Here is a 23932-nt window from a genome sequence, read left to right as displayed (position 1 = left end):
TGTTTTTTATTTGGTGGAACGTACTAATTCAACAGAGAACTTGGCCGTACAGCCATCGGAAGTGATGGTTCTTGTTCCTTTGATTTTGTTATCAGAAATGTCATTCAGAAGAACGCTCATTTCTACATTTTTTTTAGCCGTGGAATCAGTTTTGAAAGAAAGTCTGATCTCATTATTCTCAAATTTACCTGTATACAACCTTACCAAGTTGTTGTTATTGATGATTTTGGTAATAGGCTGGGTAGAATCATTATCGAATTCCCAGATGTCTGTACGTTGGTCGCCTACAGCATAATCGCTGCAGCTGGATTCTGTACAGATCACTTTTCCATTCCAGGGGCCGGAAATTTCTGTAGGCCAGGTCGCAATAACTACCGAATCTTTCTTGGCGAAAATACTGTCTCTCATTTTTAGAAGAGATTGGTATTCTGATTCTTTTTTAGCAAATAATTTTTCTTTCTCCAATAATTGTTTCTCTCTGTCTGTTAGGTTTTTCTCTTTTTCTTTGTAATCACAGCTTACTAAAATAAAAGAGGCAGCCAGAAATAAAAAAAATGTGTTTTTCAGCATATTGTATGAGTTGAGTATACAATATAAGGAAAAATAAGGAAAACATAAGAAAATATCTTTGTTTTGTGTGATATTTTTCCATCAGATTTAACTGTTTAACGAGAGCAAACATGGTTATAAAGCTCATTTTAGAAACTCAAAAATTAAAACCTTATAAAAATATTAAATCTCATATTCTCTATACGACTTATCAACCATATGTAGTAATTTTAATAATCAATAAATAGAGACAGTTTTGAACCGTTGAGGTGTTTCAAATTGCTGTATCTATTTAAATGATATTTAAAAATTCAGTAAAATGAAAAAAATATTTTTTGTTTTTTTATGGTTGTCAGGTCTTGTTTTCGGACAGAATGCATTACAAAATAATTTGCCATCTATTCCTCTTTGGAAAAATATTCCGGATGGTCCCGGTCCTGGAGGAAGCAACCAAATATCTCCGAAAGGCTCCTTTACAAATGTCAGTGTTCCCCAACTGATCGTTCATCAACCAAAAAATCCTATTGGAACCGCTGTGCTGATCATAAGTGGAGGAGGGTATGCACATATAGAATCCGGCTCAGAAAGCTATCCTGCAGCTGAATGGCTGAAATCTCAGGGAATTACGGCTTTTGAATTGATATACAGACTTCCTGATGAGGGTTGGTCTACAAAATTAGTTCCTTTCCAGGATGCACAGCGTGCTATGAGAATAATCAGGAACAATGCCGCAAAATACAAAATCAATCCCCATAAGATTGGTGTACTTGGTTTTTCTGCGGGAGGGCACCTTGCAGGGTATATTTCTTCAACATTTGATACTGCCTATTATCCGCCGAAAGATGATATTGATAAGGTTTCTGCCCAACCGAATTTTACAGGAATGATTTATCCAGTCGTTTCGATGCTTCCTCCTAATAATAAGACTCATTCTTTTAAAAGTTTACTGGGGCAGACGTCTGATAAAGAAGAGGAAATTAAATACTCCGTTGAAAGACAGGTGAATGCTCAGACTCCGATCACTTTTTTAGCCCATGCAAAGGATGATCCGATTTCCCCTGTAGAAAACAGTATTTTGATGTATCAGGCCTTAAAAAATAATACAATTCCAGCCGAAATTCATCTATTCTCAACGGGAGGACACGGCTGGGGATTAGGTAAAAAAGGAACCGACACCGTTGAATGGCCAGCGATGTTTTTGAATTGGCTGAAAATAAACGGCTTTTAATTATCTACTTTGCAAAGAGGAATTATCTATGCAATCTGTTTCTGCTTTCTGAACATCTCTGGTTTATAATTGATAATAAAAACACCACAGATGATGAGTACTGCGGCCAGAATAAACTTGAATGTAACCTGTTCATCCATAATCAGCCAGCCTAAAAATATAGCAATAATTGTATTGATATAAGCCAGGATGGAAACCTGCACCGGAGAAATTTTGGTGAGTGCGTAATGAAAAGCAAAAAAAGCAGCCACAGAACCAAAAATAGAAAGGTAAAGCATTGCAAAAATACTTTTCGGAGTCCAGTTTCCAAAGTTATAGTTTTCAGAAAAGGCAAAAGCAAAGATAATCTGGACAACTCCCGCAAAAAGGAACTGATAAAATAAATTCAGTGTGATATTTCCGCTCTGGATATTTAATTTTTTAGTGAAAATAGTTCCTGAAGCCCAACCGCCAATGGCACAGAAAAGAAAGATCATTCCCATTCTGTACTCGGGGTTTGCTAAATCTTTAAGGCCATCCCAAAAGATAAAAAGTATTCCGCTGAAGCACATCAGAACACCGGCAAAAGCACGAAAACTGAATTTCTGCAACCCAACGGCCACACTTCCCAAAAATACAAGAATAGGAGAGCAGGCACTGATAAGAGAAGCCAGACTGCTGGATACACTTTCTTCTGCCACTGTGGTCATTCCATTGGCAATAACAAGCATCAGTGAAGCAAAGACAATCTGATAGCCCAGATTTTTCCATCCAATCCACTTGAACTGTTTCCTTGAGAGAAGTACACAAAGCATGATAACAGAAGCCAGAAACTGGCGAATTCCGGCTACAAACCAGGCCGGAATGGTTTCTACAGCAATACGGATGGCTAAAAATGTAGTTCCCCACACCATAGCAACAGTGAGAACTGCGAAAATAAGTTTATAATTCTTCAAGGTAAATTAAAGTGTAACGAACAAATTTAGCTGTTTTTTAATGAAAGGTATGGGTACAGATTGTTAGATTTTTAATGATACAGATATTGGCCAATATCGTGGAGTTGTAGATTGTTCCTGTTTTAAGAGATGTTAATGACGATTTTTCCGGTTGTTTTTCCCGTTTCAAGAATGTTGTACGCCATCTCGGTCTGTTCCAAAGAGTAAGTCTGATGATGAAGCTGCACTTTTATTTTTCCAGTCTCAAGGAGTTGTGCGGCTTCTTTTAAAATATCTCCATGATGTTTTTTTCTTTCACCGGCAAGCAAAGGATAGAGGGTAAAAACTCCGGAATACTTGGCATTCCGAAAGGATAGAGGAGCCAGATTATGGGTGCCCCATCCAAGAATACTCACTACGTGGCCTGTATATTTTTTTACGGCTTGAAAAGAATCATCAAGTACACTTCCTCCTACGGTATCCACGATTGCATCAAAACCTGCTCCTGAAGTATATTGATCTACGTATTGTACAACAGATGAGTTGGTATAGTCAATGGGTTGGGCATGATAAGCTTCTATCTTTTTCATATTACCAGAACTTGCTGTAGCGTATACTTTTGCTCCCTTTGCAACTGCAATTTGTACAGCCATGTGCCCAACACCGCCTGTTCCTCCATGAATTAATACGGTCTGATCTTTTTGAATATTGATCTGATCTACTAACGCTTCCCAGGCAGTAATGAATATCAGAGGAATTGCAGCTGCTTCCTGAAATGAAATGTTTTTGGGTTTTAAGCTGATGTGTTCTGAGTCTGCCGTAATATATTCTGCTAAAGTACCCTGATGCCCACCAACACCACCCACCATTCCGAAAACTTCATCTCCTTTTTTGAAATTCTTAACGTCTTTACCGGTTTGTACAACGATTCCTGACATGTCAATTCCCAATACAGCGGGAAGGGTTACCTGAGCATGAGATGCCTGTCCGTTTTTTATTTTAAGATCTAAAGGATTTAATCCTGATGCTTTGATTTGAATTAGAACCTCATGATCTTTAGGAATAGGCTTATCCATTTCTTTTGTTACAAAAGGCTTTTCAAATTGCTCTAATACAAGGGCTTTCATTTTTGTTGTATTGACATTTAAATTCATTGTTTTTCTTTTTAGTTCTGCAAATTTCTGTGATTAATAATAGTAATATGTTGTATTTTTACATCATAAAAGGGTATAATATTGTCATGAAAAAAGATTTTCTACAACAACCGTTTGAACTTGATTTAAAGGAAGCAATGGAGGTATGCCCGCGAGGAGATCATAGAGTCAGCTTTTTTGAATTGGTTTATATTGTTTCTGGGACAGGCACACAGGATATTAACGGAAATACATTTTCTTATCGTGAAGGACACCTTTTTCTACTCATTCCGGAAGATGCTCACCGTTTTACCTTTGCAACAAAAACACAGCTTTTTTTTATAAGATTCAATAAGGTTTTTTTTCAGTTCCATACGATGACAAAAGATTTTTTGAAGCGTATAGAACAGAGTTTTTCCAACCATACTTTACAGGGAGCCGTTATTAAAGGAGAGAATGATCATCAAATGATTAAAAAACTTATGGAAAGTCTTATGATTGCAATGCAGAGTAAGAATTTCTACGCCAATGAACTGATCCATCTTTTGGTACAGACCATATTGACAACAGTAGCTCAAAATTTGATGAAAGAAGAAATACTGGAAGTGAGAGAAAGCACTGATTATAAAGTTGCTGATATTATTCAATATGTTCATGGTAATATTTATCATCCGAAAAAACTGACGAGTGAAAATATCAGTAAGGTATTCGGAATTTCAAAAACGTATATCGGGCGTTATTTTAAGAGTAATACGGGAAAGACTTTAAACGAATATGTTGTTCAGTATAAAATGGAACTTATAGAAAACCGTTTACGGCACAGCGATATGCGGATCAGTGAAATAGCGGATGAATTCGGATTTACGGATAAAAGTCACCTTAATCGCTTTTTCAAAAAGATAAAAGGAATCTCTCCGTCTTTATTTAGAAACGAATAAAGTTGTGATTTTGAAAGAAGACTTTTATCTTTGACCATCTAATAAAAATTGAAGATGGTAGGAATTATTATGGGCAGTCAGAGTGATCTGCCGATCATGGAACAGGCTGCAAATTTTCTTAAAAGCCTGGATATTCCATATGAATTGACTGTAGTTTCAGCACACAGAACACCAGAAAGAATGTTCGATTATGCCAAAACAGCTCAGGAAAGAGGCTTAAAAGTTATCGTTGCAGGAGCAGGAGGTGCCGCTCATCTTCCGGGAATGGTGGCAAGCTGTACTACACTTCCGGTGATTGGGGTTCCGATTTTGTCCAGTAACTCTATAGACGGATGGGATTCTGTTTTATCTATCCTTCAGATGCCTGGCGGAATACCTGTTGCCACAGTAGCTTTAAACGGAGCTTTAAATGCGGGAATTCTGGCAGCCAAAATTTTAGGAAGCGGTAATGAAGAAGTAGCCGCAAAACTTCAGAAATATCAGGATTCTTTAAAAGATAAAGTGTTGGGAACTGTGGATGATATCAAAGCGCAGCATCCTAATCATTTCGACAAATAGTTTATTTTATACTCAAAATAAAAGCCTCACTTTTCAGCGAGGCTTCTTTGTTTTATTTCTTAATGAATTTCGAAGAGAGGGTAGTATCTTTCAGAATGAGCTGCAAAATGTAATTTCCTTTGGGTAAAGATCCTACATTAATCATATCCTTATTAGGGTTGCCTTGCAATACCAGTCTTCCGCCAGCGTCATAAATTTTATAACTTTTAATATCATTTAATCCTTCAATGTGAATATCGTCTACTGTAGGATTAGGATAAAGTAAAGGTTTTTTTCTTAGTTTTGGATCTGATAATGATAGCAAACAGTTTCCAACCGTATCATCTGCCATTATCCAGCCTTTATTGAGAAGAATATTTCTTTTATCTACTGCATTGGCAGCATAGGTTAAAGGCGCTAAACTACCCCAATCAATATTATTGGCGGTGTTAGGATTATCTGCCCATCCTGCTAATGTTTTACTGTAATTTTCACAATCCATTCCTGCTTCAGTTAATGCCATGGCACCATTACTAACGCTGGCAAGATTCCAGGTTGCGAGAGAGTGATTAAAGTTCGGAGTTTCTTTTAGGATTTGGTCTATTCTGGTAACTTTGGTCATATCCCAACTTTCTAACGTATGAGTAAAAGCTGTACAGCCATGAATAGCATGGGCCATATTGGTAATTTTAGAAGTATTCCAGCTGTTTAAAGGCTGATTGAAAGCAGAATCGAAATGGAACATATAACCAATATTTTCAAGACTTGAGGTATTCCATTGATCCATAGGTTGATTGTAGCTTGGGCAAAGAGCAAACATCCATTTCATATCAGTTACCTTAGAAACATTCCAGTTGTTTAATGTTTGGTTAAAAATTGACCTTCCTGTAAACATATAGCTAAGATCTGTTGCTGATGAGGTGTTCCAGTTACTAAGATAAGGAGAATTGAACTGATCAGGAAGTGTAGCATTGAGACTGTCGTAAATAACGGCAAACATAAACCTGAAATTCTTAATCTTTGAAGTATCCCAGTTTTGCATGGAGCTGTTACCCATAAAGCTTTTTATACCATAAAACATATAAGCAGCGTCTTCAACATTATTAAGGTTGGGACTGTCAGTTGCTGTAATCTGGATGAGTTTACAATGGCTGAAGGCACTTCTCATAGTATCCCATGCAATGTTTCCCCACTGTTCTACTTCCAATATTTTATCAACACTTCCATTGATCTCCCATATCGGGAAAACACCATCAGAAATTTGAAACTCCTGTACATCTGCGAATTTTATTTGTCTGAAGATGCCATTGCCATTGCTCACTTTTACTCTGTATTTTGCGGTATCTTTATCTGCGAATGACAATCCAAAATCAATTAAAACCTGCTTTGTGGAAGTTACCCCAATAAGGGAGCCGTTATGCTGAGGGAAACCTACTTCTTCCCAATAGATGTCATAGTTTTCACCAATTCCGGGAAACCATATTTGATAATTATTGGCCTGATAGGGAGCGCTAACACTAACGGGCTGTATCACAGTAGAGGCAGGATTCCAGATGGTGATAAACTCATCCTGGGCTTTCACCATACATAACAGCAAAATAAAAAGTCCTGTTGAAAATTTTTTTAATACCATATGGAATGCTTTTATGTTTATTTTTTAATGAATTTTGAAGAGATAATAGTATCTTTTATGATCAGTTGTAAAATATAATCGCCTTTTGGTAAGTTATTGATATTGATAATATCTCTGTTAGGATTTCCTTCCTTTACGAGTCTTCCGCTGGCATCATAGATCTTATAGCTTTTGATATCTGCCAATCCTTCTATATGAATATCATCTACTGCTGGATTAGGGTATAGGGAAATTTTTTTGTTGGAGTGTGCCTCAGATACCGATAAGAAACAGCTGCCTGGTACATCTCCGGCTAATACCCAGCCTTTGTTGAGAAGAATATCTCTTTTATCGGTTACATTAGGTGCATATTTCAGCGGTGTCACCGCTCCAAAGGAAACATTGTTAGCTGTATTGGGATTGTCTGCCCATGCTGCAAGGGTTTTACTGTAATTTTCACAACTGATGGCGCTCCCATATAAGCCTGCATTGGCATCCCCAAGAGAGGCTAAATTCCAGTTTCCGAGCGGTTGGTTGAAACTTGTGGCGTCGTTAAGAAACTGATCCATTCTGGTCACCTGAGTCGTGTCCCAATGTTCCAATGATTGATTAAATGCTTTACAACCATGAAAAACATGCGCCATATTGGTTACTTTAGAGGTATTCCAATTTAAAGGCTGATTGAAAACAGGGATGACATGAAACATAAAATGCATATCTTCAAGACTTGAGGTATCCCAGTTGTCCATACGCTGATTATAGCTTAAACACTGCGCAAACATCCAGCTCATATCTTTTACTTTGGAAACATTCCAGTTATCTAAACTCTGATTAAAAATAACTCTTCCTGCAAGCATAGAACAGAGATCGGTAGCAGATGACATATCCCAGCTATTAATATAGGGTGAGTTGAACTGATCCGGCAATGTGCTTGGCGCTGGATCGGATAAAAGAGAAAACATATAGCTGAAATTTTCAATAGTAGAGGTATTCCAATATTGCATAGAGCTGGCACCTGTTAAGCTTCGGGTACCATAAAACATGAAAGAGGCATCTTTAACGCCGCTGAGAATAGGGGCATCTGTGGCGGTGATCTGAATCAGTTTACAATTACTGAAGGCACTCTTCATCGTTTTCCAGGTAATATTTCCCCATTGTTCTATTTCTAAAATTTTATCAGCGCTTCCATTAATTTGCCATATAGGAATATACTGTTCGGGACCTGGAAAGAGTTGCACTTCTCCAAATTGTATTTGTCTGAAAACACCGTTTCCATTACTCGCTCTTACTCTATACGTAGCAGCACTGCCATCATTGAATGATGTTCCGAAGTCAATAAGCACCTGTTTGGTAGAGGTGACGTTGTCAAGGATGCCATTGTGTTGAGGATATCCAACTTCTTCCCAAGTAATGGTATAATTTTCACCTATTCCTGGAAACCATATTTGTTGAGAACTGGCCTGAAATGGGGCATTTACATTAAGGGTTGGGATTACGTTGGAATCTGGCTTCCAAATGGTGATGAATTCGTTTTGAGCTTTTACAAAGAGACTTGATACAATGAAAATAAGGATAGAGATTCTCTTGAATTTCATACTTGTTGTTTTACAGATGGTTATTGTTTTTTATAAGTACAGCGATAATTATTAAAAAATAGGTTTTATATTGATCTATTTTTTAATGATTTCACTGTTTGTTGGAATAAATATAATTAAAAATATATTATTTATGTATTTTTTTAACTTAATATCTTATTGTATTAGTCTTTTTTTTAACATTTAGGTGTTGGTGAGTAAGGTGTATTCATAAAAAAACTCTCCAATTTGGAGAGTTTGTAAATTATTCTTGCATCATATTGTCCCGGGTGTTTTTCTGAACTGCAATAGCTCCAAACAATGCGAGTAAGAATGCAAAGGCATAAAATCCTTTTTCGCTTGGAAGAATGGTAGCATTCCACAGTCCGATGGCCAGTAGTACAATAGATGATAATGTAGCAAACCAGCAGATGCCGTAATAAATATCTGTTACCTGAATATTTTCTAACTTGTCACGAACAGCTTTTTGCAGAGAAACCACTGCAAATAAACCATAAAGAAGAATGGTGAAATAATACCCTTTTTCATTCAACAGCATTTCGGCCCTCGCAAGGCCTACAATAAAGCCGATCATTCCAGCTCCCAGTGCAACCCAAGATGCTGCTATAAATGCATTCGATACTTTTTGTTTTTTCATGAATTAATGTTTTATTTAATCGTTAAATATATTCATTTTTTATAAAATTCAGTTGATTAGAGGATAAAATATGGGTAAAATACGGGGATGAAGAAAGAAATTTAGTTTAATACTTTCAAAATTTGTTTTGCTTTTCTAGGAGATTGTAAAAGATAATTGCTTTGGAATTCAAGAGATATTGCATCATAAAAAAACTCCCCAAAGCTGGAGAGTTTATTTCTATTGAGTAATATATTCGTAGTTATACTGAGCGGAAAGATCTCCGTTGGCTTCTTTTGAGACAACCTGAACAGGTAATCCTGAGCTGTTGTATTGGATAGTAGAAGTTCTCGTTTGATTTTGTATCCAGACCCCATTACTTTTGTAACTTATCTTTTCGGTCAGATAATTGTTTTTGCTTACAGCATAGGCACCTCCCATCATAATTTTGAGATGTTTGTTGATATTTGAGTATGGGTTCAGTTTATCATCATAAGAATAAACAATTTTAGTACTATAGCTGGATCCTCCGCCTTCTGAAGTTTCTGATGAAATATTGTTTCCACTATAAGTATAAGTATCTACAATAGGATTTGTGCAGCTCGGTGACTGGCAAAGCGAGGAAGATATTACCTGCCCGTCGGTATTATAACTATAAGTAATCGTTCTGTTGTAATCAGGATTACTCGTGTAGATTGCTTTTACTGTTGTTAGCAGATCTCCATTGTAAGTATAAGAAGAATAATAGTCTAAAGTTCCATCTGGTTTATAATAAGTGGTTTTAGAAGGTTTCCCGTTACTGTATTCGAATTGGGCCGTTCCTGATACTGACGATGTTTTTATAAGCTCACCTTGATTGTTGTATTCCAAAGTTTGTATACTGGTCTGTGGCTGAGCTGGATTGTCATAATAAACTATAGTAATTTTGCTTAATAATACCTTAGGTACGGAAGGATTATTAGCGATCTCATTATCGTCATTACTACTGCTACAGCTGTTAAAGAATACGACAGAAGCCATCATTCCCAGAAATAAGAATTTTTTCATGTTATTTTTTAGGCTGTAAAAATACGGAATGGGTGAAAAGCTTACATAAAAAAATCCCACTATTTCGAAATAGTGGGATAATATCATAGAGTATTGTAAATCTTAGTATCTGTAGTACTCTGGTTTGAATGGCCCTTTTACATCTACTCCGATGTATTCTGCCTGTTCAGGAGAAAGAGTTTCAAGTTCTACGCTTAATTTTTTAAGGTGTAAAGCAGCTACTTTCTCATCCAAATGCTTAGGAAGCATATATACTTCGTTTCCATAAGCAGCAGAATTGTTCCAAAGCTCAATTTGAGCTAAAGTCTGGTTAGAGAAAGAGTTAGACATTACGAAACTTGGGTGTCCTGTAGCACATCCTAAGTTCACCAATCTACCTTCTGCAAGGATGATCACTTCTTTACCTTCAATAGTATAGATATCTACCTGAGGTTTCACTTCAGATTTAGTTGCACCGTAGTTTTTGTTTAACCAAGCCATATCGATTTCATTATCGAAGTGACCGATATTACATACGATTGCTTTATCTTTCATTTTAAGGAAATGCTCTCCTCTTACGATATTGAAGTTACCGGTTGTAGTAATGATGATATCAGCATTGTCTACCACAGTATCTAGTCTTTTCACTTCATAACCGTCCATTGCAGCCTGTAAAGCACAGATTGGATCAATTTCAGTTACTGTAACGATAGAACCAGCTCCTCTGAAAGAAGCAGCAGTACCTTTACCTACGTCTCCGTATCCGCAAACTACCACTCTTTTTCCTGCTAACATTACATCTGTTGCTCTTCTTACAGCATCTACTGCAGATTCTTTACATCCGTATTTGTTATCGAATTTAGATTTAGTAACAGAGTCGTTTACGTTGATAGCCGGCATTACTAAAGTTCCGTTCTTCATTCTTTCGTACAATCTGTGTACTCCGGTAGTTGTTTCTTCAGAAAGTCCTTTGATGTCTTTTGTGAATTCAGGATATTTATCAAAAACCATGTTTGTTAAATCTCCACCATCATCAAGAATCATGTTCAATGGTTTTCTGTCTTCTCCGAAGAATAAAGTCTGCTCAATACACCAGTCAAATTCCTCCTCATTCAAACCTTTCCAAGCATAAACCGGAATTCCTGCAGCAGCAATAGCAGCAGCAGCGTGGTCCTGAGTAGAGAAAATATTACAAGAAGACCAAGTAACTTCAGCACCTAAAGCTACCAATGTCTCAATAAGTACAGCTGTCTGGATCGTCATGTGTAGACATCCTGCAATTCTAGCTCCCTTAAGTGGCTGAGAAGGTCCGTATTCTTCACGGATAGCCATCAAACCTGGCATTTCTGCTTCTGCAAGGGTAATTTCTTTTCTTCCCCATTCTGCAAGGGAAATGTCCTTAACTTTGTAAGGAATGTATTGTGTTGTAGTACTCATATGTAATGAATAGTTTTTAAATTCAATTGATAATGAAATGCAAAATTACAATTAATAATTAAGATATAAAAACGACAGATTTAAGTTCTATTTTATGAGATTAAACATGAGTTAATATTATTTAGTCTTAATATAAATAGTTATTTTTATCTCGTAAATAATATTTTTTATGGATCATACAAATACAGAGAAAAAAACAAAGCCGGTAGCTCCTAAAGTAAAAGAGCTTATTACCAATACAAAGAGCGTTATTTTGGCGACTGTTGATGCGGAAGGAACTCCAAATTCAAGCTATGCACCGTTTGTGCAAGTAGGTAATACATTCTATATCCTTGTGTCTTTCATGGCAAAGCATACCAAAAACCTTTCAGAAGGAAGAAAAACTTCAGTAATGTTCATTGAAGATGAATCTGCTACCAAACAGATCTATGCTCGTGAAAGATTAACTCTTGAATCTACCACTTCTCAAATTGAGAGAGATTCAGAAGTTTGGAACCAGGTGGTTGCTCAACTTAAAGAAACTCACGGAAAAGTAGTGGATATTATTTCTGAAATGGGAGATTTTATTCTAATTGCTTTGCAGCCTGTAAAAGGATCGTATGTAAACGGATTCGGAAGCGCTTATTTTGTAGATGCAAATCTGGAGATTGTAGAGCACAGAAATGATGCGAACCATCAGTCTAAATAATTAAGCTGGGAGTCGGAAGAAGGATTCTGAAAGTTAATAAAAATCAGTACGGCTATCTGTTGTTTTTATAGCAGAGAGTTATTGCCATCCTCCAGCTCCCATCTTCAAGCTTCTTTTGAATGATTTCTTTTTAGTATTTTTGTACAATAAAATTTGTACAAAAAAGAATGCCCCTTTACCGAGATTTTTCTGATGATAATGCAACAATCCTTGTGTGGAAATATGATGAAAGTGAAGAACTTGATATCAACGAATTGCTTGAGCCCGAAAATGCAGAAAAAGTAAAGGATTACCACCCCAAAAAACTTTTGGAAGTACTGATGGTTCGTAAGCTGCTGAAAGGGCTGAAACCAGATTCTAAAATTTTATACAAAGAAAGAGAACCTTTTCTGTCTCCTAAAGATGCAGAGATTTCTATTACCCATTCATTTCCATTTGCTGCAATCGCTATTTCTCAAAATAAGATAGGAATTGATGTGGAAAAATTCAATCCTAAGATCTTAAGGGTAATTGACAAATTTACCTATGAAAATGAGAGAGGGTTTATTCCGGAAGACAAAGCAGATACTTTTTATACCATTATATGGAGTGTTAAAGAAAGTATGTACAAAATCCATCATTCAAAATATTGGTCTTTAAAGAAAAACTACGAAGTAAAACCTTTTGAGCTTAAACATTTGCATAAAATAAGCTGCAGGGTTTACGATGAGCAGTTTTCTGATGAATTTAAAGCCAGAGTTGAGTTTTTTGACGATTATTGTTTTACCATCGTAGAAGAATAATTTCTTTCAGATTGTTGATTTACTCCGTTTCGTCTACTTTTTCAGCCTTATATTTTTCAATGACCTTTCGCTGTTCTTTGGCAACATCGTAGATCAGTTCAAGAATATCATGGATGTTTTTAAGCTCCGTTAAGTGGGAAATCTTATCCGTATCTATTGTATCTATAATATTACTTTCTTCAATTTCTGTTTTTCTTTTCAGGAGCATATCTTCAATGGAAGAATCTTCAGGCTCAAGGCGACTGTCCATTTTTAAAGCTTCATTCACATCATTACCATTCAGAAGGGTAGAGGTTTGCTGCATCTCGGCCTCAATTTTTTTGCTCCAGCTTTCAGAATCTATTTCTGGATACTGTTCGTTGCTTTGTGCATATTGGGAAAGAGAAGCGGTATAAGCGGTAACAAGATGTGAAGTGGCTACAAACTGATGGACAACTTCCAGTTTTTTCTGCTGATTTTTAGGATCAGAAATCATACGCTGGAAATTATCGGAAAGATTAGCCAGAGAAATGATTGCATTTTTTCGCTTTACCTTATAATCCTCGATATTAAAATCTCCTTTAAGGAATTTAGACATTACACTCTGAAAATAAATCAGATTGTCTGCGGCAGATTTTTTCATCAGATCCAGATTCTGAGTATGTTCCCACACAGGCAGTACAATATAAGAAACCAAAAAAGCGATAACTCCGGCAATAGCAGTATCCACAATTCTGTCTTTGAAGATGATATTTATTTTTCCAGGATTCAAAAAATTGAAACTGAGGAAAATATAGATGGTCATAAATAAAACGGCCCAAAAATAACGACCTTTGAGAAAGCTGAAACACATAATCATACTCACCAGCAAAATCGCGAGCAATACACTGTTTATATGAATAAAGTGAAGGATAATATAAGCAATGGTAGCGCCTGTGACAGTTCCGTAAAGACGCAGGAGATTCCTTTTTTTGGTAATGGAATAAGCTGGTTTCAGAATGGCGGTAATGGTGATCAATATCCAATAAGTATGTCCAAGTCCCAAAGAATCAAACATGGAAAAAAGATACCCCAGCAATAAAGCGGTGGTAATTCTTATGGCATGACGGAAATGAGAAGATGATAGAGAAATATTGTTCCTCAGTACCTTAGAATTAAGCTTAGGCTCATTGGGCATAAACTTTCTAAGGTCTAGCCCCGTGGATAAACTTTTTGCCAGTTTTATATCCTGAGAAAAGACTTTATAGATTTCGTTGATCTCTTTTGTAATTTCATTGATGCGCATCAGAATCTGACGCAGAACCATAAAATTTTCAAGGCTCTCGGAAGAAAGCTGCTTGTTTCTGAGCTCAAAGTAGTTATAATTAAGGTTTTTCAGCTCAAGTTCAAGGTTAACCATCGATTTTGCTCTTGTTCCACTTTGAAGAGCGATTCCGATATTGGTGATTTCTTCAGCCAGAAGATTAAGATAGTCATGAATATTTACAAGAATCATGCTGTCGTCAAAACTCTGCTGCAGTTTCTGATAATCACTTTCAGAAGTCATTAGCTTTTCATGAAGATCCATAGAGTTAAGGAACATCAGCATCAGCAAACGGCTGGTAGTCGTAGATTCGTTGACGATGGTTCTGGTTTTGAAAACAGTTTCCCTAGTATCTTCCTGTAAGTTTTTTATTTCAATCTGCTTGGCAATAACCTGAATGGTCAGTTTATCAAAGTCAGGATTTTTCTGATAATAATTAGCTTTGATTTTTAAAAATTCCGCCAGTTGGAGATAATTTTCACCAATCATTTGTCCTGCCAGTTTATAAGGACGAATGGTGGTTACCACAAGGAATATAAGAAGGAACCATATACATCCGCAGGCAAAAATCAGGAGACTTTTCAATATATCACTTCCTGTAAGATGGCCGTCTATAAAGATTGCCAAAACAACCAAAGACAGAGAGCCTACCGCTGCGAGTCTTTGTCCATAGACCCCAATCAGAGAGAAAAACATTCCAAAAATGATGATCTCAGCAATGACAAGGATTGTGAAATCCATCACCAGACTGGCAATTAATGCCACTAATACAAAACAGCAAATGGCAAAGGTGAGGGCGTTTCTTCTTCGGATAAAAGGGCCCGGCTGATCCGTAAGTGCTACAAAGCTGGTTCCCAATGGAAAAAGGAAATATTCTTTCAAAATTCCGAAGTGGGCGAGGACCAAACAAGGCAGAACAGTAGCTAATGTAATCCTGATTGCAGAATATACATATTGACTGGTTACAAATTTTTTTAGTTCCGCCGAATAGTTCATATTACAAAAATAACTATTGGATTTAAAAAAGACGCCATAAATAAGAGACTTTTGTAAACTTAAGTGTTATATTTTTTTAATACATGGTTTTTACTTTATGAAATGAACAATAAAGGTTAATAATTGACAATTCTGGTAGATATACCTTTTTCTTTTTCATCTTTTTCCAATAAAAAAAGCCTCATCGAAATAGAGATGAGGCTTTTTGTATTGTTATTACAGAAATTATCTGTCGTTATTGGATGTTTCGTCACCAATGTTCCAGGTAAGTCCGAAACGAAGAGTGTTATCCAGTGCTGTATTGATTTTAGACATATTGATCAGGTAAGAAAGATCAAGACCGAAAGAACGGTACTTTAATCCGATACCCGCTGTAGCAAACTGTCTTGCTCCCTGCTCTTCACTTTCATGGAAGTAACCTCCTCTTACAGAAAAAGCATTATCATATGAATATTCTAAAGCACCACTATACATGATACTGTTTTTGTTTTTGAAAGATTTTCCGATACCGGCCATTGGTCCCACATTGGGAATCTGGTAGATAGGCTGTCTTGTATTCGGGTCTATTCCTGCATATTCAGATCCGGGAACCAAAAGTTTAGAACCTTCTACGCTAATCCCAACTCTGTTCATATCGTCCAGATACATATCGTACCCAACCCCTAATCTTGCCATGGTAGGAAGATAAGATCTTGATTCTTCGTTTCCGGTATAATCTAGCTTAGGACCTAAGTTTTGAACGGCAAAACCCGCATTTACTTTACCATCATATCCACCAATACTGGAGAATCTAGGAGAAGTATAGTAACCTGAGATATCTACTGCGAAAGAGTTGGCAGGCTTAAGAGTTGTATCTGTGTTGAATCCTCCGGCTAAGTCTGAACGGATAAATCTACCTGTTACAGCCATGGAATAGGAGTCAGAAAGTTTCAGAGCATAGGCAACGTCAATAGAGAATTCATTTGGTTTTGATGTACCCATTGAAGCGATTTCTGTACCTACCAGCTGGGTAAGGTCAACCTGTCCCATATTGAAATAATAGATACTCGCAGAAATAGTAGATCTTTCGTCTTGCCCCAAGAACTTATGGAATGCACCATATAATAGGAATACATCATTGGTAAGTTTTCCCATATAAGGTGTATAGTTAAGACCTATGGAAGAACTTGTTCTGCTAAAAGGATATTTCGCCGCATTCCAGAACTGTGAAAATGCGTCCGGAGAGGTTACAACCCCTTGATCTCCCATACCACCAGATCTTGCATCTGGCGCAATTCTTAGAAAAGGAGCTCCGGTAAGTACTGGGTTTACTTTACCCAAATCTTGTGAATAGCCTAAAAAACCAGCACTCAAACCAAATCCTAAAAGCAGTTTAGTAGTTAAATTCATATGTTGTCTTTTATATATTATCAGTTTTTTATTAATATTATTGTCTATGTATTTGTTAAATTATTTCAAAAGTACCATTTTTTCTACAGCTGTGGCACTTCCTTTGCATTTTTCTTGGTTTTGACTTTTTGCAAATATCTTAAAAATATACGTACCTTTTGCTACTGTCGCCCCAAAATCATCTCTTCCGTCCCATTCTATTGCCTGACGAGGGGTTCTAAAGCCCTGTAGGAACGGTTCTGCCACTACCGGTTGAGATAAAGTTCTTACTAATCTTCCGGTAATTGTATAGATCTGTACATTCACATCCAGAATATCGTCACAATTGTGCTCAAACTGGATATATGTTTTGTTAGTGAATGGATTTGGCCAGTTGAGTGGTCGGTTGATGATCAAATGCTGGTCAGACTCATCCTTAACTTCAAAGTTTAACGTAGCAGTTGTAGAATTATTGTTTATATCCCAAACTTTAAAGCTTAGCTGGTGTTGTCCCACGGCCAGATTTTTAAAAGGATAGGTTACATTTCCTTTCTGATAATCGGAAAGGCTAGGGTTGAGACATCCGTTACCTTCTCCCGGAGAATAGAAATCATTTAGAATAACGGTATTGATAATTTGTCCGTCAAGGTACGTTGTAATATCGTGTCCAATTCCTGATCCGGTAGAGTTGATCCCTGTATCATCCGTAAGACAAGCAAGAAGCATCGGGTTCTGGTTCGTAATACCGCCATCTGCAAAGTTGGTATTATTCATATACAGTTTTACTTTTGGAGGTTGATTATCATTGATTCCGTTTGGATTGATATCACCTACCTGAACGGTTTGGTTATTGAAAACATCCGAAGATTTATTGTCTGCGTAAGCTAATATTCTTCCGTCTCCCACGGCATAATTGATGTCTTTAGGAACGTAGAATTCTGAAGTGAAGACTCCGTTTACAGCCGTACCTGCTGCTTTTACAATGGCTGTTCCTTCTTCTGTGTAATCTAGTACCGGAGCAAGGGTTCCATTATTATTTAAAGTCTTTTTATTTAATCTTTTATCGAAAATATTGATGGCTACTTTTCCGTTGAAAGTATTGTTAAGAGTTCCGTCTGGCTTATTAATATGTCCTTTTACCTTTACGAAATCTAATCCTCTGATTAATCCCGGTACTGGAGTATCAATATTATCAATCGTTAATAATCTTTGAGGTCTGCTCAATTTCATCGCAGGATCTCCAAGGAAATTTACTTTAAGGTGATTGCTGTTGGGCCCTTTTTGTTTTTTTGCTAATAAATGAGCGTTTCCTAACGAACTGAAGTCATCATTCGTTAATTTGAAGATATTTCGGGTGAAAGTATTGGTGAAATCACGTCCGTAGTCTACTCCAATAGCACGGCTGGAAGTAATCATTGTAGAAGCTCCTCCTTGTTTTAACTTAAGAAACTGCTCTCCCACAGAGTTCGTTTCCGGTTCATCCCATAAAGTAAATTCACAGGTGATCGTAGATACGAATGGAAATCTGCTGTATATGTTAGAGAAGTTATTGGCATTCTGAACCTCCGTACTGGTTAAAACCCTTTCCTGCGCCCATCCGTTGATTCCTCCGTGTCCGAAGTAGAATAAATACAGACTGTTTCCAATAGCATTGGAAATAGCTTGGTTCACCTGTGGATACCTTAAACCACCAGAAGTGCTCTGAGCAGTGAAAGCATCCATATAGAGTTTCTTTACGTTATATTCTTTCAGTTCAAGTTGACCAGGTTGTTCAAATATACTTGCTAAGCTGGAATTCATAACATTGTGGAAAGGGCTTCCTCCTTCAGCATTATCATCCACTACAAAATCAAGACGCATACGCCATTCTCCAAAAGGACTGGATTGCCCCGGAAGAGAATTATAGTAAGCCAGTGTTTTGTTTATCATATCAGAAGCCTCAGTTACATTAGCTGCCGGAATTCTTCCCACAGGAAGGTCCGGTAGATTATTCTCAATTAAAAGAGAATTCTGTGGCTGAGTCATTACAATATAATCATCGGTAACGAACGAAGATACATAATCTGAAGATTGCTCACTCTGGTAGCTGGACACAACATTGGAGTTGTTAGGAATTCTGTTTTTGTAATCATATGAAGTATCTCCAAGAATGAATACATACCTGAGCCTTCCATTTGGAGTGTTCAGTTTTGTGACAAAATCTCTAATAGCGGTAAGATCTCTGCTTCCGCTTCCATATTCTTCATAGATTTTGTTGATATCTACAATTTCTACCTTATAATTATCGGTGGTTTGATGATAACTGGCGATTCTTTGTGCCTGTCCCATCATTTCAGGAACAGTAAGGATCAGATAATCGACGTTCTGTAATGCAGAAAGATTCTGATTGGAAATTCTTCCCACAAACTGAGGACTATAAGCCGCATCCGAACGGAAAGCTACAAACTCATTGTTGAAGCTTTGGTCAGCAGCAGTATAAGCAAAGTTAAATGAACCTGCTCCTGCTTTATTTACTCTTCTGTTAGCATTTGTAATATCGGTAACATCCCATACTTGTTCTATAGTATTAGCATTATTAATGCTGAACCCATACGTATCATTACTTCCACTTACAATAGAATAATCTCTGAAGTTCATCTGTGAACCGTTGAAACTAAGATTTTCTTTATACTGTACTTCAACATAATCAAAGTAGTAAGTTCCGTTAGGGTTTTTAGAAATATTAGGGTTGTAATTGATCGTTAACTGGTTTCCGGTAAGATTAGTAATCGAGCCAGAATAAATAATTGGATAAAAATTATACTGTACTCCTCCGGAATCTGCAGGTACATCTTTGGTCGTTGGAGCCTGATTATTGATTTTAAAATCAATACTGTTCTGCTGAGACTTGTAGGCGACCACCTGAGTTCTGTATCGGATCAGATCATTAGCCTGAATAGGAGAGTTGGTATTGAATACGATATTCTTTTCACTGTTGAAAGGTGTATCTTCAACCCAGGTTCGTCCTACCTTTAACAGGTTTTTCTGATCTTTATTAATGACCTGGAAATTGTCATATCTGGTGATCAGCTGAGCAGGAAGTGTTCCGTCTATAGGCTGTACTCTTTTTCCTGCACCTTTATCAAAGTTAATATAATAGTATGAAAAATCTTCATAGATATTCTTCACATTATTGCTTCTTTCAGAAAATCGGGTGTCTCTTCTTTTGAAACCATTTCCGTTCGAAGTATCATAAAGGTTATACCCGTCTGGCCCCTGAGCGTAGAACAGGGCATAATCATTGTCATTCCATACTCCATCATCTTCACCTACTACCTGAATGGCATTTTCCTGTAAGGCACTGTATTTGGTATCCTGATTGAACTCAGGAAGCATGATTCCTCCATTTCCATAAATTCTGAAATTTTTAGGATTTACAGAAGCAGGATTGATCCCATTATCTTTTAAAAATTGGGCTGTGATTTTGAATACCCCAGATTTGTCAACTTTTATTTTATAGAAATTACCGCTGGAAAGAGGGTTGTTAGCCGTTCCCACTTTGTTGACGTTTGCTGAAGCATTCAAAGGAGCTGTGCCTTCTGAAACATTAAATGATGAAAGTCTCTGAACACGGCCTTTTACATTTTTGAATAAAGCAATACTGATACTGGCATATGTTTCGCCTTCCAAAGTATAATATGAAATGTCTGCCACATCATAATCTGGAAGCCTGCCTTTGTCTAATTCAAATAAATCCTGATTGGATACATTCTCCCAGGCGAGGTCTGAAATTTTTAACTGCTTTTCTCCGATTTTTTGCTTGGTTACTATAAAAACATTATTTTGGCTGAAAGAAAAACCTTCATTTTTGAAAATAGGAAGATTAATTTTTGTGTCACCGAAATCCTGAATTTTAGAACCATTCCATTCTATAGTGTTTCTTTGGGCGTAAAGTGTTGATGCAAAAGCGATTAAGGATAAAAGAGTGATTTTTCGTCTCATGTTTATTATTGAAATTGCTAAATTACAAAATAAATGAAAATTTTAGAATTAAATTGTGATACAATAAAATTAATTTGTTAACGTTTTTCAAAAAAATCAAATGATTACTTGATTTATTGAATAATTTATTTTTTCTTTGTACTTTGAAAATATTTATATCGACTATGAAAAAACTAAAGTTGTTTTCATTAATAGCATTAAGTTCTACACTTGCATTAACCAGCTGTGGCGGATCAGGGACCAGCAAAGGAGGCGGTACTAAAAAATTTGTCAGCAAGACGGGTTGGAAACCAAACGAAAAACAAGGTTGGTTTTTTGCAGGAAAGCAACAAAAACAGAAGGGTTGGCCAGGAATGGTATATGTAGAAGGTGGAACTTTTACAATGGGATTAGTGAAAGATGATGTTATGCACGATTGGAATAACACACCTCGCAGAATGCAGGTAAGTTCATTCTTTATCGGAGAAACTGAGATTACTAACTACGAATACCGCGAATACCTTACATGGTTGAAGTATGTATTCCCACCAAGTGACCCTAGCTTCAAGGAGATCTACAACGGCGCCCTGCCAGATACTCTATTATGGGACAACAAATTAGCTAGAAACGATTATAATGAAACTTATCTGCGTTCTCCAGAATTCGACTACTATCCTGTAGTAGGTGTTTCCTGGACTCAAGCCAACAGATATTGTGAATGGTTGTCAGATAGAGCCAATGAAAAAGCTTTGATGCAAGCAGGTATTATTGCTAAGGATTTGTACATCAACGAATCCAACAACCAGGGTGGTACTGCATTTAATATGGATAAATTCAAATCGAATGATCCTGAAATGCAAGGCTACATCAACGAAAAAAGAATGCAGCAAAAAACGGGTATGAAAACTACCAACCAGAGATTGCTAGCAGCAAACAGAGCTCCAAACTCTGCCATGGTACAGAAGTTCAGACTTCCTACTGAAGTAGAATGGGAATACGCTGCTCTTGGTATGGCTAAGAACAGAGAGTATAACCAGTACATGGGTAAAAAACCTCAAATCGAAAGATTGAGAGGAACTAAAGGAAAAGAAAGAGGAATGTTCCTTGAAAACTTCAAAATGGGTAAAGGTGACTATTCAGGTATTGCTGGATGGAAAAACGACGGATCTGCTCAGACTTCTGATGTTAGACAATATCCATCTAATGACCTTGGAGTTTACGGAATGTATGGTAACGTAGCAGAATGGACTGCGGACGTATACAGACCAATCATTGACGAAGACTATAACGACTTCAACTATTATAGAGGTAATATGCCTCAGACGATCGTAAGAAACGGTGACGGAACTTACAAAATGATCGACGAGGGTACTATTAAATATGATACTCTGGCAGACGGAAGATTAGTATACAAAGGTCTTCCTGGACAATTCGAAAGAGAAACAATTGCTGACTACAGAAACTACAGAGACGGTGACAGACAATCTTCTCTAGAGTACTACAGAGCTTCAGATTCTGCTGCAGGATTTGATATGTACAACTCTCCTAAAAAGAGATTTATCGTAGACGCTACTGGTAGAGTGAAAATGCAGAAAGACAGCAAAGACAGAACTTCTGAAATGTCTAACGAAATCAGAGTTGTAAAAGGAGGTTCTTGGCAGGATACTGCATATTGGCTAGACCCGGGGCAAAGAAGATACAAAAACCAAGGAAAAGCATATGGCTGGATTGGTTTCCGTGTTGCTCAGGATGCTAGAACTAATGATAAGAGCAGAACTAGAAGATAATATTTATCAAAAAATACTTATAAAAAACCTTCCGAATTTTCGGAAGGTTTTTTTATTTTTGAAACATGAAATCGCTCTGGCTAAAAAGTCTGAAACACTCGTGTATATTTGGCGATTACATATGACTTCTAAAAATATATATATATTTCCACATGAATATAGAACAGTTTTATCCTTTATTTCTGCAAGCCGGTAAAGTAACCATTGATAGCAGAAAAATCGCAGAAAATGATATTTTCTTTGCCTTTTCCGGAGATAATTTCAATGCGGCAACTCTGGCTGAAAAAGCTATTGACGAAGGTGCTCTGGCAGTTATCGTTGAGCAGCGGGAATTTGAAAACGCAGATAGAAATATTTTCTATGTTCCTTCTACGCTTGAGTTTTTGCAACAATTGGCCATTCATCACAGAAGGCAGCTGACTATTCCTTTTATCGGGCTTACCGGAAGTAATGGAAAAACAACTACTAAAGAACTCATTCACGCTGTACTTTCGGAAAAGTTTAATGTACAGTATACATCAGGAAATCTGAATAATCATATCGGTGTTCCTTTGACGATTCTATCCGTTAAAGAAGAGCACGAAATGGCTGTCATAGAGATGGGCGCCAATCATCAGAAAGAAATAGAATTCTTATGTACCATCTCTTTACCTGATTTCGGTTATATTACCAATTTCGGAAAAGCGCACCTGGAGGGATTTGGCGGTTTTGAAGGCGTTATCAAAGGAAAATCCGAGTTATATGATTATCTTAAAAATAACGGAAAAACCATTGTAGTTAACGAAAACGACCCTATTCAGGTTGAAAAAACTGAGAATTATTCGCCAGTCATTACGTTTGGTAAAAATGATTCAAATTATGATTTCGAATCTTTCTCGGAAGATCATTTTGTAGGACTAAGTTATAATGGAGTGAAAGCTGTTTCAAAACTTACCGGAACTTATAATTTCACCAATCTTTGCGCAGCAGTAAGTTTAGGACTTCATTTTGGGATTAACTTTGGCAAAATTAAAAATGCTATTGAAGCATATACTCCAACCAATATGCGTTCTCAAATAGTAAAAAAAGAAGGAAGAACAATGGTATTGGATACGTATAATGCTAACCCAAGTTCGATGACGGCTTCCTTGAATAATTTCATCACTTTTGAGGGGTCTAAAACCATCATTATTGGTGATATGCTAGAGCTGGGTGAAGAAAGTGGAAAAGAACACCAGAACATTTTAAAACTCGCTCAGGATTTAGGATTTACCGAAATCATCACAGTTGGAAAACATTTTAAAGCAGTAAACCACTCAGAACTAGCTTTTGAAAACACAGCGGCATTGATTGAATACTTGAAAGAAAATAAAATTCAGTCGGAAAATATACTGTTGAAAGGATCCAGAGGTATTGCTTTGGAAAAACTGATCGAATTTATTTAAAAAAATACAAGACTGCAGGGGAGGGGAGTTTAATAATGACTTCCTGCCCCTCTTTCAATC

The 23932-nt window shown here is 36.8% G+C and carries 18 protein-coding genes; 7 read left to right on the top strand and 11 right to left on the bottom strand.

Annotation, left to right across the window (positions count from 1 at the left end; translation table 11 throughout):
- Positions 1–6: 6 nt before the first annotated feature.
- Positions 7–570 (bottom strand): hypothetical protein, encoded by a 564-nt coding sequence (locus ACL9RH_RS11170; RefSeq protein WP_422693441.1) that lies wholly within the window; start codon positions 568–570, stop codon positions 7–9.
- Between the two features lie 298 nt (positions 571–868).
- Between ACL9RH_RS11170 and ACL9RH_RS11165 the strand changes: the two genes are divergently transcribed.
- A complete protein-coding gene (locus ACL9RH_RS11165; RefSeq protein WP_422693440.1) occupies positions 869–1777 on the top strand; it encodes an alpha/beta hydrolase in 909 nt (302 codons plus the stop codon).
- 26 nt (positions 1778–1803) lie between these two features.
- Here the strand turns inward: ACL9RH_RS11165 and ACL9RH_RS11160 are convergent, their stop codons facing one another.
- Both ACL9RH_RS11160 and ACL9RH_RS11155 read right to left on the bottom strand, forming a co-directional pair.
- Complete coding sequence (locus tag ACL9RH_RS11160; RefSeq protein WP_422693439.1) at positions 1804–2712, bottom strand: DMT family transporter; 909 nt, start codon at positions 2710–2712, stop codon at positions 1804–1806.
- Between the two features lie 122 nt (positions 2713–2834).
- Entirely contained in the window at positions 2835–3845 is a 1011-nt protein-coding gene (locus ACL9RH_RS11155) for a zinc-dependent alcohol dehydrogenase family protein (protein ID WP_422693438.1), read from the bottom strand.
- An 86-nt stretch (positions 3846–3931) separates the two neighbouring features.
- Here ACL9RH_RS11155 and ACL9RH_RS11150 point away from each other — a divergent pair, with 86 nt between their 5' ends.
- Both ACL9RH_RS11150 and purE read left to right on the top strand, forming a co-directional pair.
- Positions 3932–4762 carry an AraC family transcriptional regulator gene (locus ACL9RH_RS11150; protein WP_422693437.1) on the top strand — a complete coding sequence of 277 codons (831 nt, stop codon included), beginning with the start codon at positions 3932–3934 and terminating at the stop codon, positions 4760–4762.
- 54 nt (positions 4763–4816) lie between these two features.
- Entirely contained in the window at positions 4817–5320 is a 504-nt protein-coding gene (gene purE, locus ACL9RH_RS11145; protein WP_034699885.1) for a 5-(carboxyamino)imidazole ribonucleotide mutase, read from the top strand.
- 52 nt (positions 5321–5372) lie between these two features.
- Here purE and ACL9RH_RS11140 read toward each other — a convergent pair whose 3' ends face one another.
- From ACL9RH_RS11140 to ahcY, 5 genes are all read right to left on the bottom strand, one after another.
- On the bottom strand, positions 5373–6932 hold the full coding sequence (locus tag ACL9RH_RS11140; protein ID WP_422693436.1) for a BspA family leucine-rich repeat surface protein: 1560 nt from the start codon (positions 6930–6932) through the stop codon (positions 5373–5375).
- A gap of 17 nt (positions 6933–6949) precedes the next feature.
- Complete coding sequence (locus ACL9RH_RS11135) at positions 6950–8506, bottom strand: BspA family leucine-rich repeat surface protein (RefSeq protein ID WP_422693435.1); 1557 nt, start codon at positions 8504–8506, stop codon at positions 6950–6952.
- Positions 8507–8750: 244 nt separating this feature from the next.
- Positions 8751–9143 carry an inner membrane protein YiaA gene (yiaA, locus tag ACL9RH_RS11130; protein WP_422693434.1) on the bottom strand — a complete coding sequence of 131 codons (393 nt, stop codon included), beginning with the start codon at positions 9141–9143 and terminating at the stop codon, positions 8751–8753.
- A gap of 219 nt (positions 9144–9362) precedes the next feature.
- On the bottom strand, positions 9363–10169 hold the full coding sequence (locus ACL9RH_RS11125; protein WP_422693433.1) for a hypothetical protein: 807 nt from the start codon (positions 10167–10169) through the stop codon (positions 9363–9365).
- A gap of 102 nt (positions 10170–10271) precedes the next feature.
- A complete protein-coding gene (gene ahcY, locus ACL9RH_RS11120; protein ID WP_422693432.1) occupies positions 10272–11585 on the bottom strand; it encodes an adenosylhomocysteinase in 1314 nt (437 codons plus the stop codon).
- A gap of 169 nt (positions 11586–11754) precedes the next feature.
- Here ahcY and ACL9RH_RS11115 point away from each other — a divergent pair, with 169 nt between their 5' ends.
- Entirely contained in the window at positions 11755–12273 is a 519-nt protein-coding gene (locus tag ACL9RH_RS11115) for a HugZ family protein (protein WP_422693431.1), read from the top strand.
- Positions 12274–12440: 167 nt separating this feature from the next.
- Positions 12441–13055 (top strand): 4'-phosphopantetheinyl transferase superfamily protein, encoded by a 615-nt coding sequence (locus tag ACL9RH_RS11110; RefSeq protein ID WP_422693430.1) that lies wholly within the window; start codon positions 12441–12443, stop codon positions 13053–13055.
- A gap of 19 nt (positions 13056–13074) precedes the next feature.
- Here the strand turns inward: ACL9RH_RS11110 and ACL9RH_RS11105 are convergent, their stop codons facing one another.
- The 3 genes from ACL9RH_RS11105 to porU form a co-directional block, all read right to left on the bottom strand.
- On the bottom strand, positions 13075–15333 hold the full coding sequence (locus ACL9RH_RS11105) for an FUSC family membrane protein (RefSeq protein ID WP_422693429.1): 2259 nt from the start codon (positions 15331–15333) through the stop codon (positions 13075–13077).
- A 225-nt stretch (positions 15334–15558) separates the two neighbouring features.
- Positions 15559–16722, bottom strand: a complete 1164-nt coding sequence (gene porV / locus ACL9RH_RS11100; RefSeq protein ID WP_422693428.1) for a type IX secretion system outer membrane channel protein PorV — start codon at positions 16720–16722, stop codon at positions 15559–15561.
- 60 nt (positions 16723–16782) lie between these two features.
- Positions 16783–20682, bottom strand: coding sequence for a type IX secretion system sortase PorU (porU, locus tag ACL9RH_RS11095; protein ID WP_422693427.1), 3900 nt, complete (start codon positions 20680–20682; stop codon positions 16783–16785).
- A 164-nt stretch (positions 20683–20846) separates the two neighbouring features.
- Here porU and gldJ point away from each other — a divergent pair, with 164 nt between their 5' ends.
- Complete coding sequence (gldJ, locus tag ACL9RH_RS11090) at positions 20847–22448, top strand: gliding motility lipoprotein GldJ (RefSeq protein ID WP_422693426.1); 1602 nt, start codon at positions 20847–20849, stop codon at positions 22446–22448.
- Positions 22449–22600: 152 nt separating this feature from the next.
- Complete coding sequence (locus ACL9RH_RS11085; protein ID WP_422693425.1) at positions 22601–23872, top strand: UDP-N-acetylmuramoyl-tripeptide--D-alanyl-D-alanine ligase; 1272 nt, start codon at positions 22601–22603, stop codon at positions 23870–23872.
- Positions 23873–23932 lie beyond the last annotated feature (60 nt).

The organism is Chryseobacterium sp. Mn2064 (assembly GCF_049319685.1).
GTDB lineage: Bacteria > Bacteroidota > Bacteroidia > Flavobacteriales > Weeksellaceae > Chryseobacterium.
Note: the sequence above shows the minus strand (reverse complement) of the source record. Positions and strands in the feature narration are given on the sequence as shown.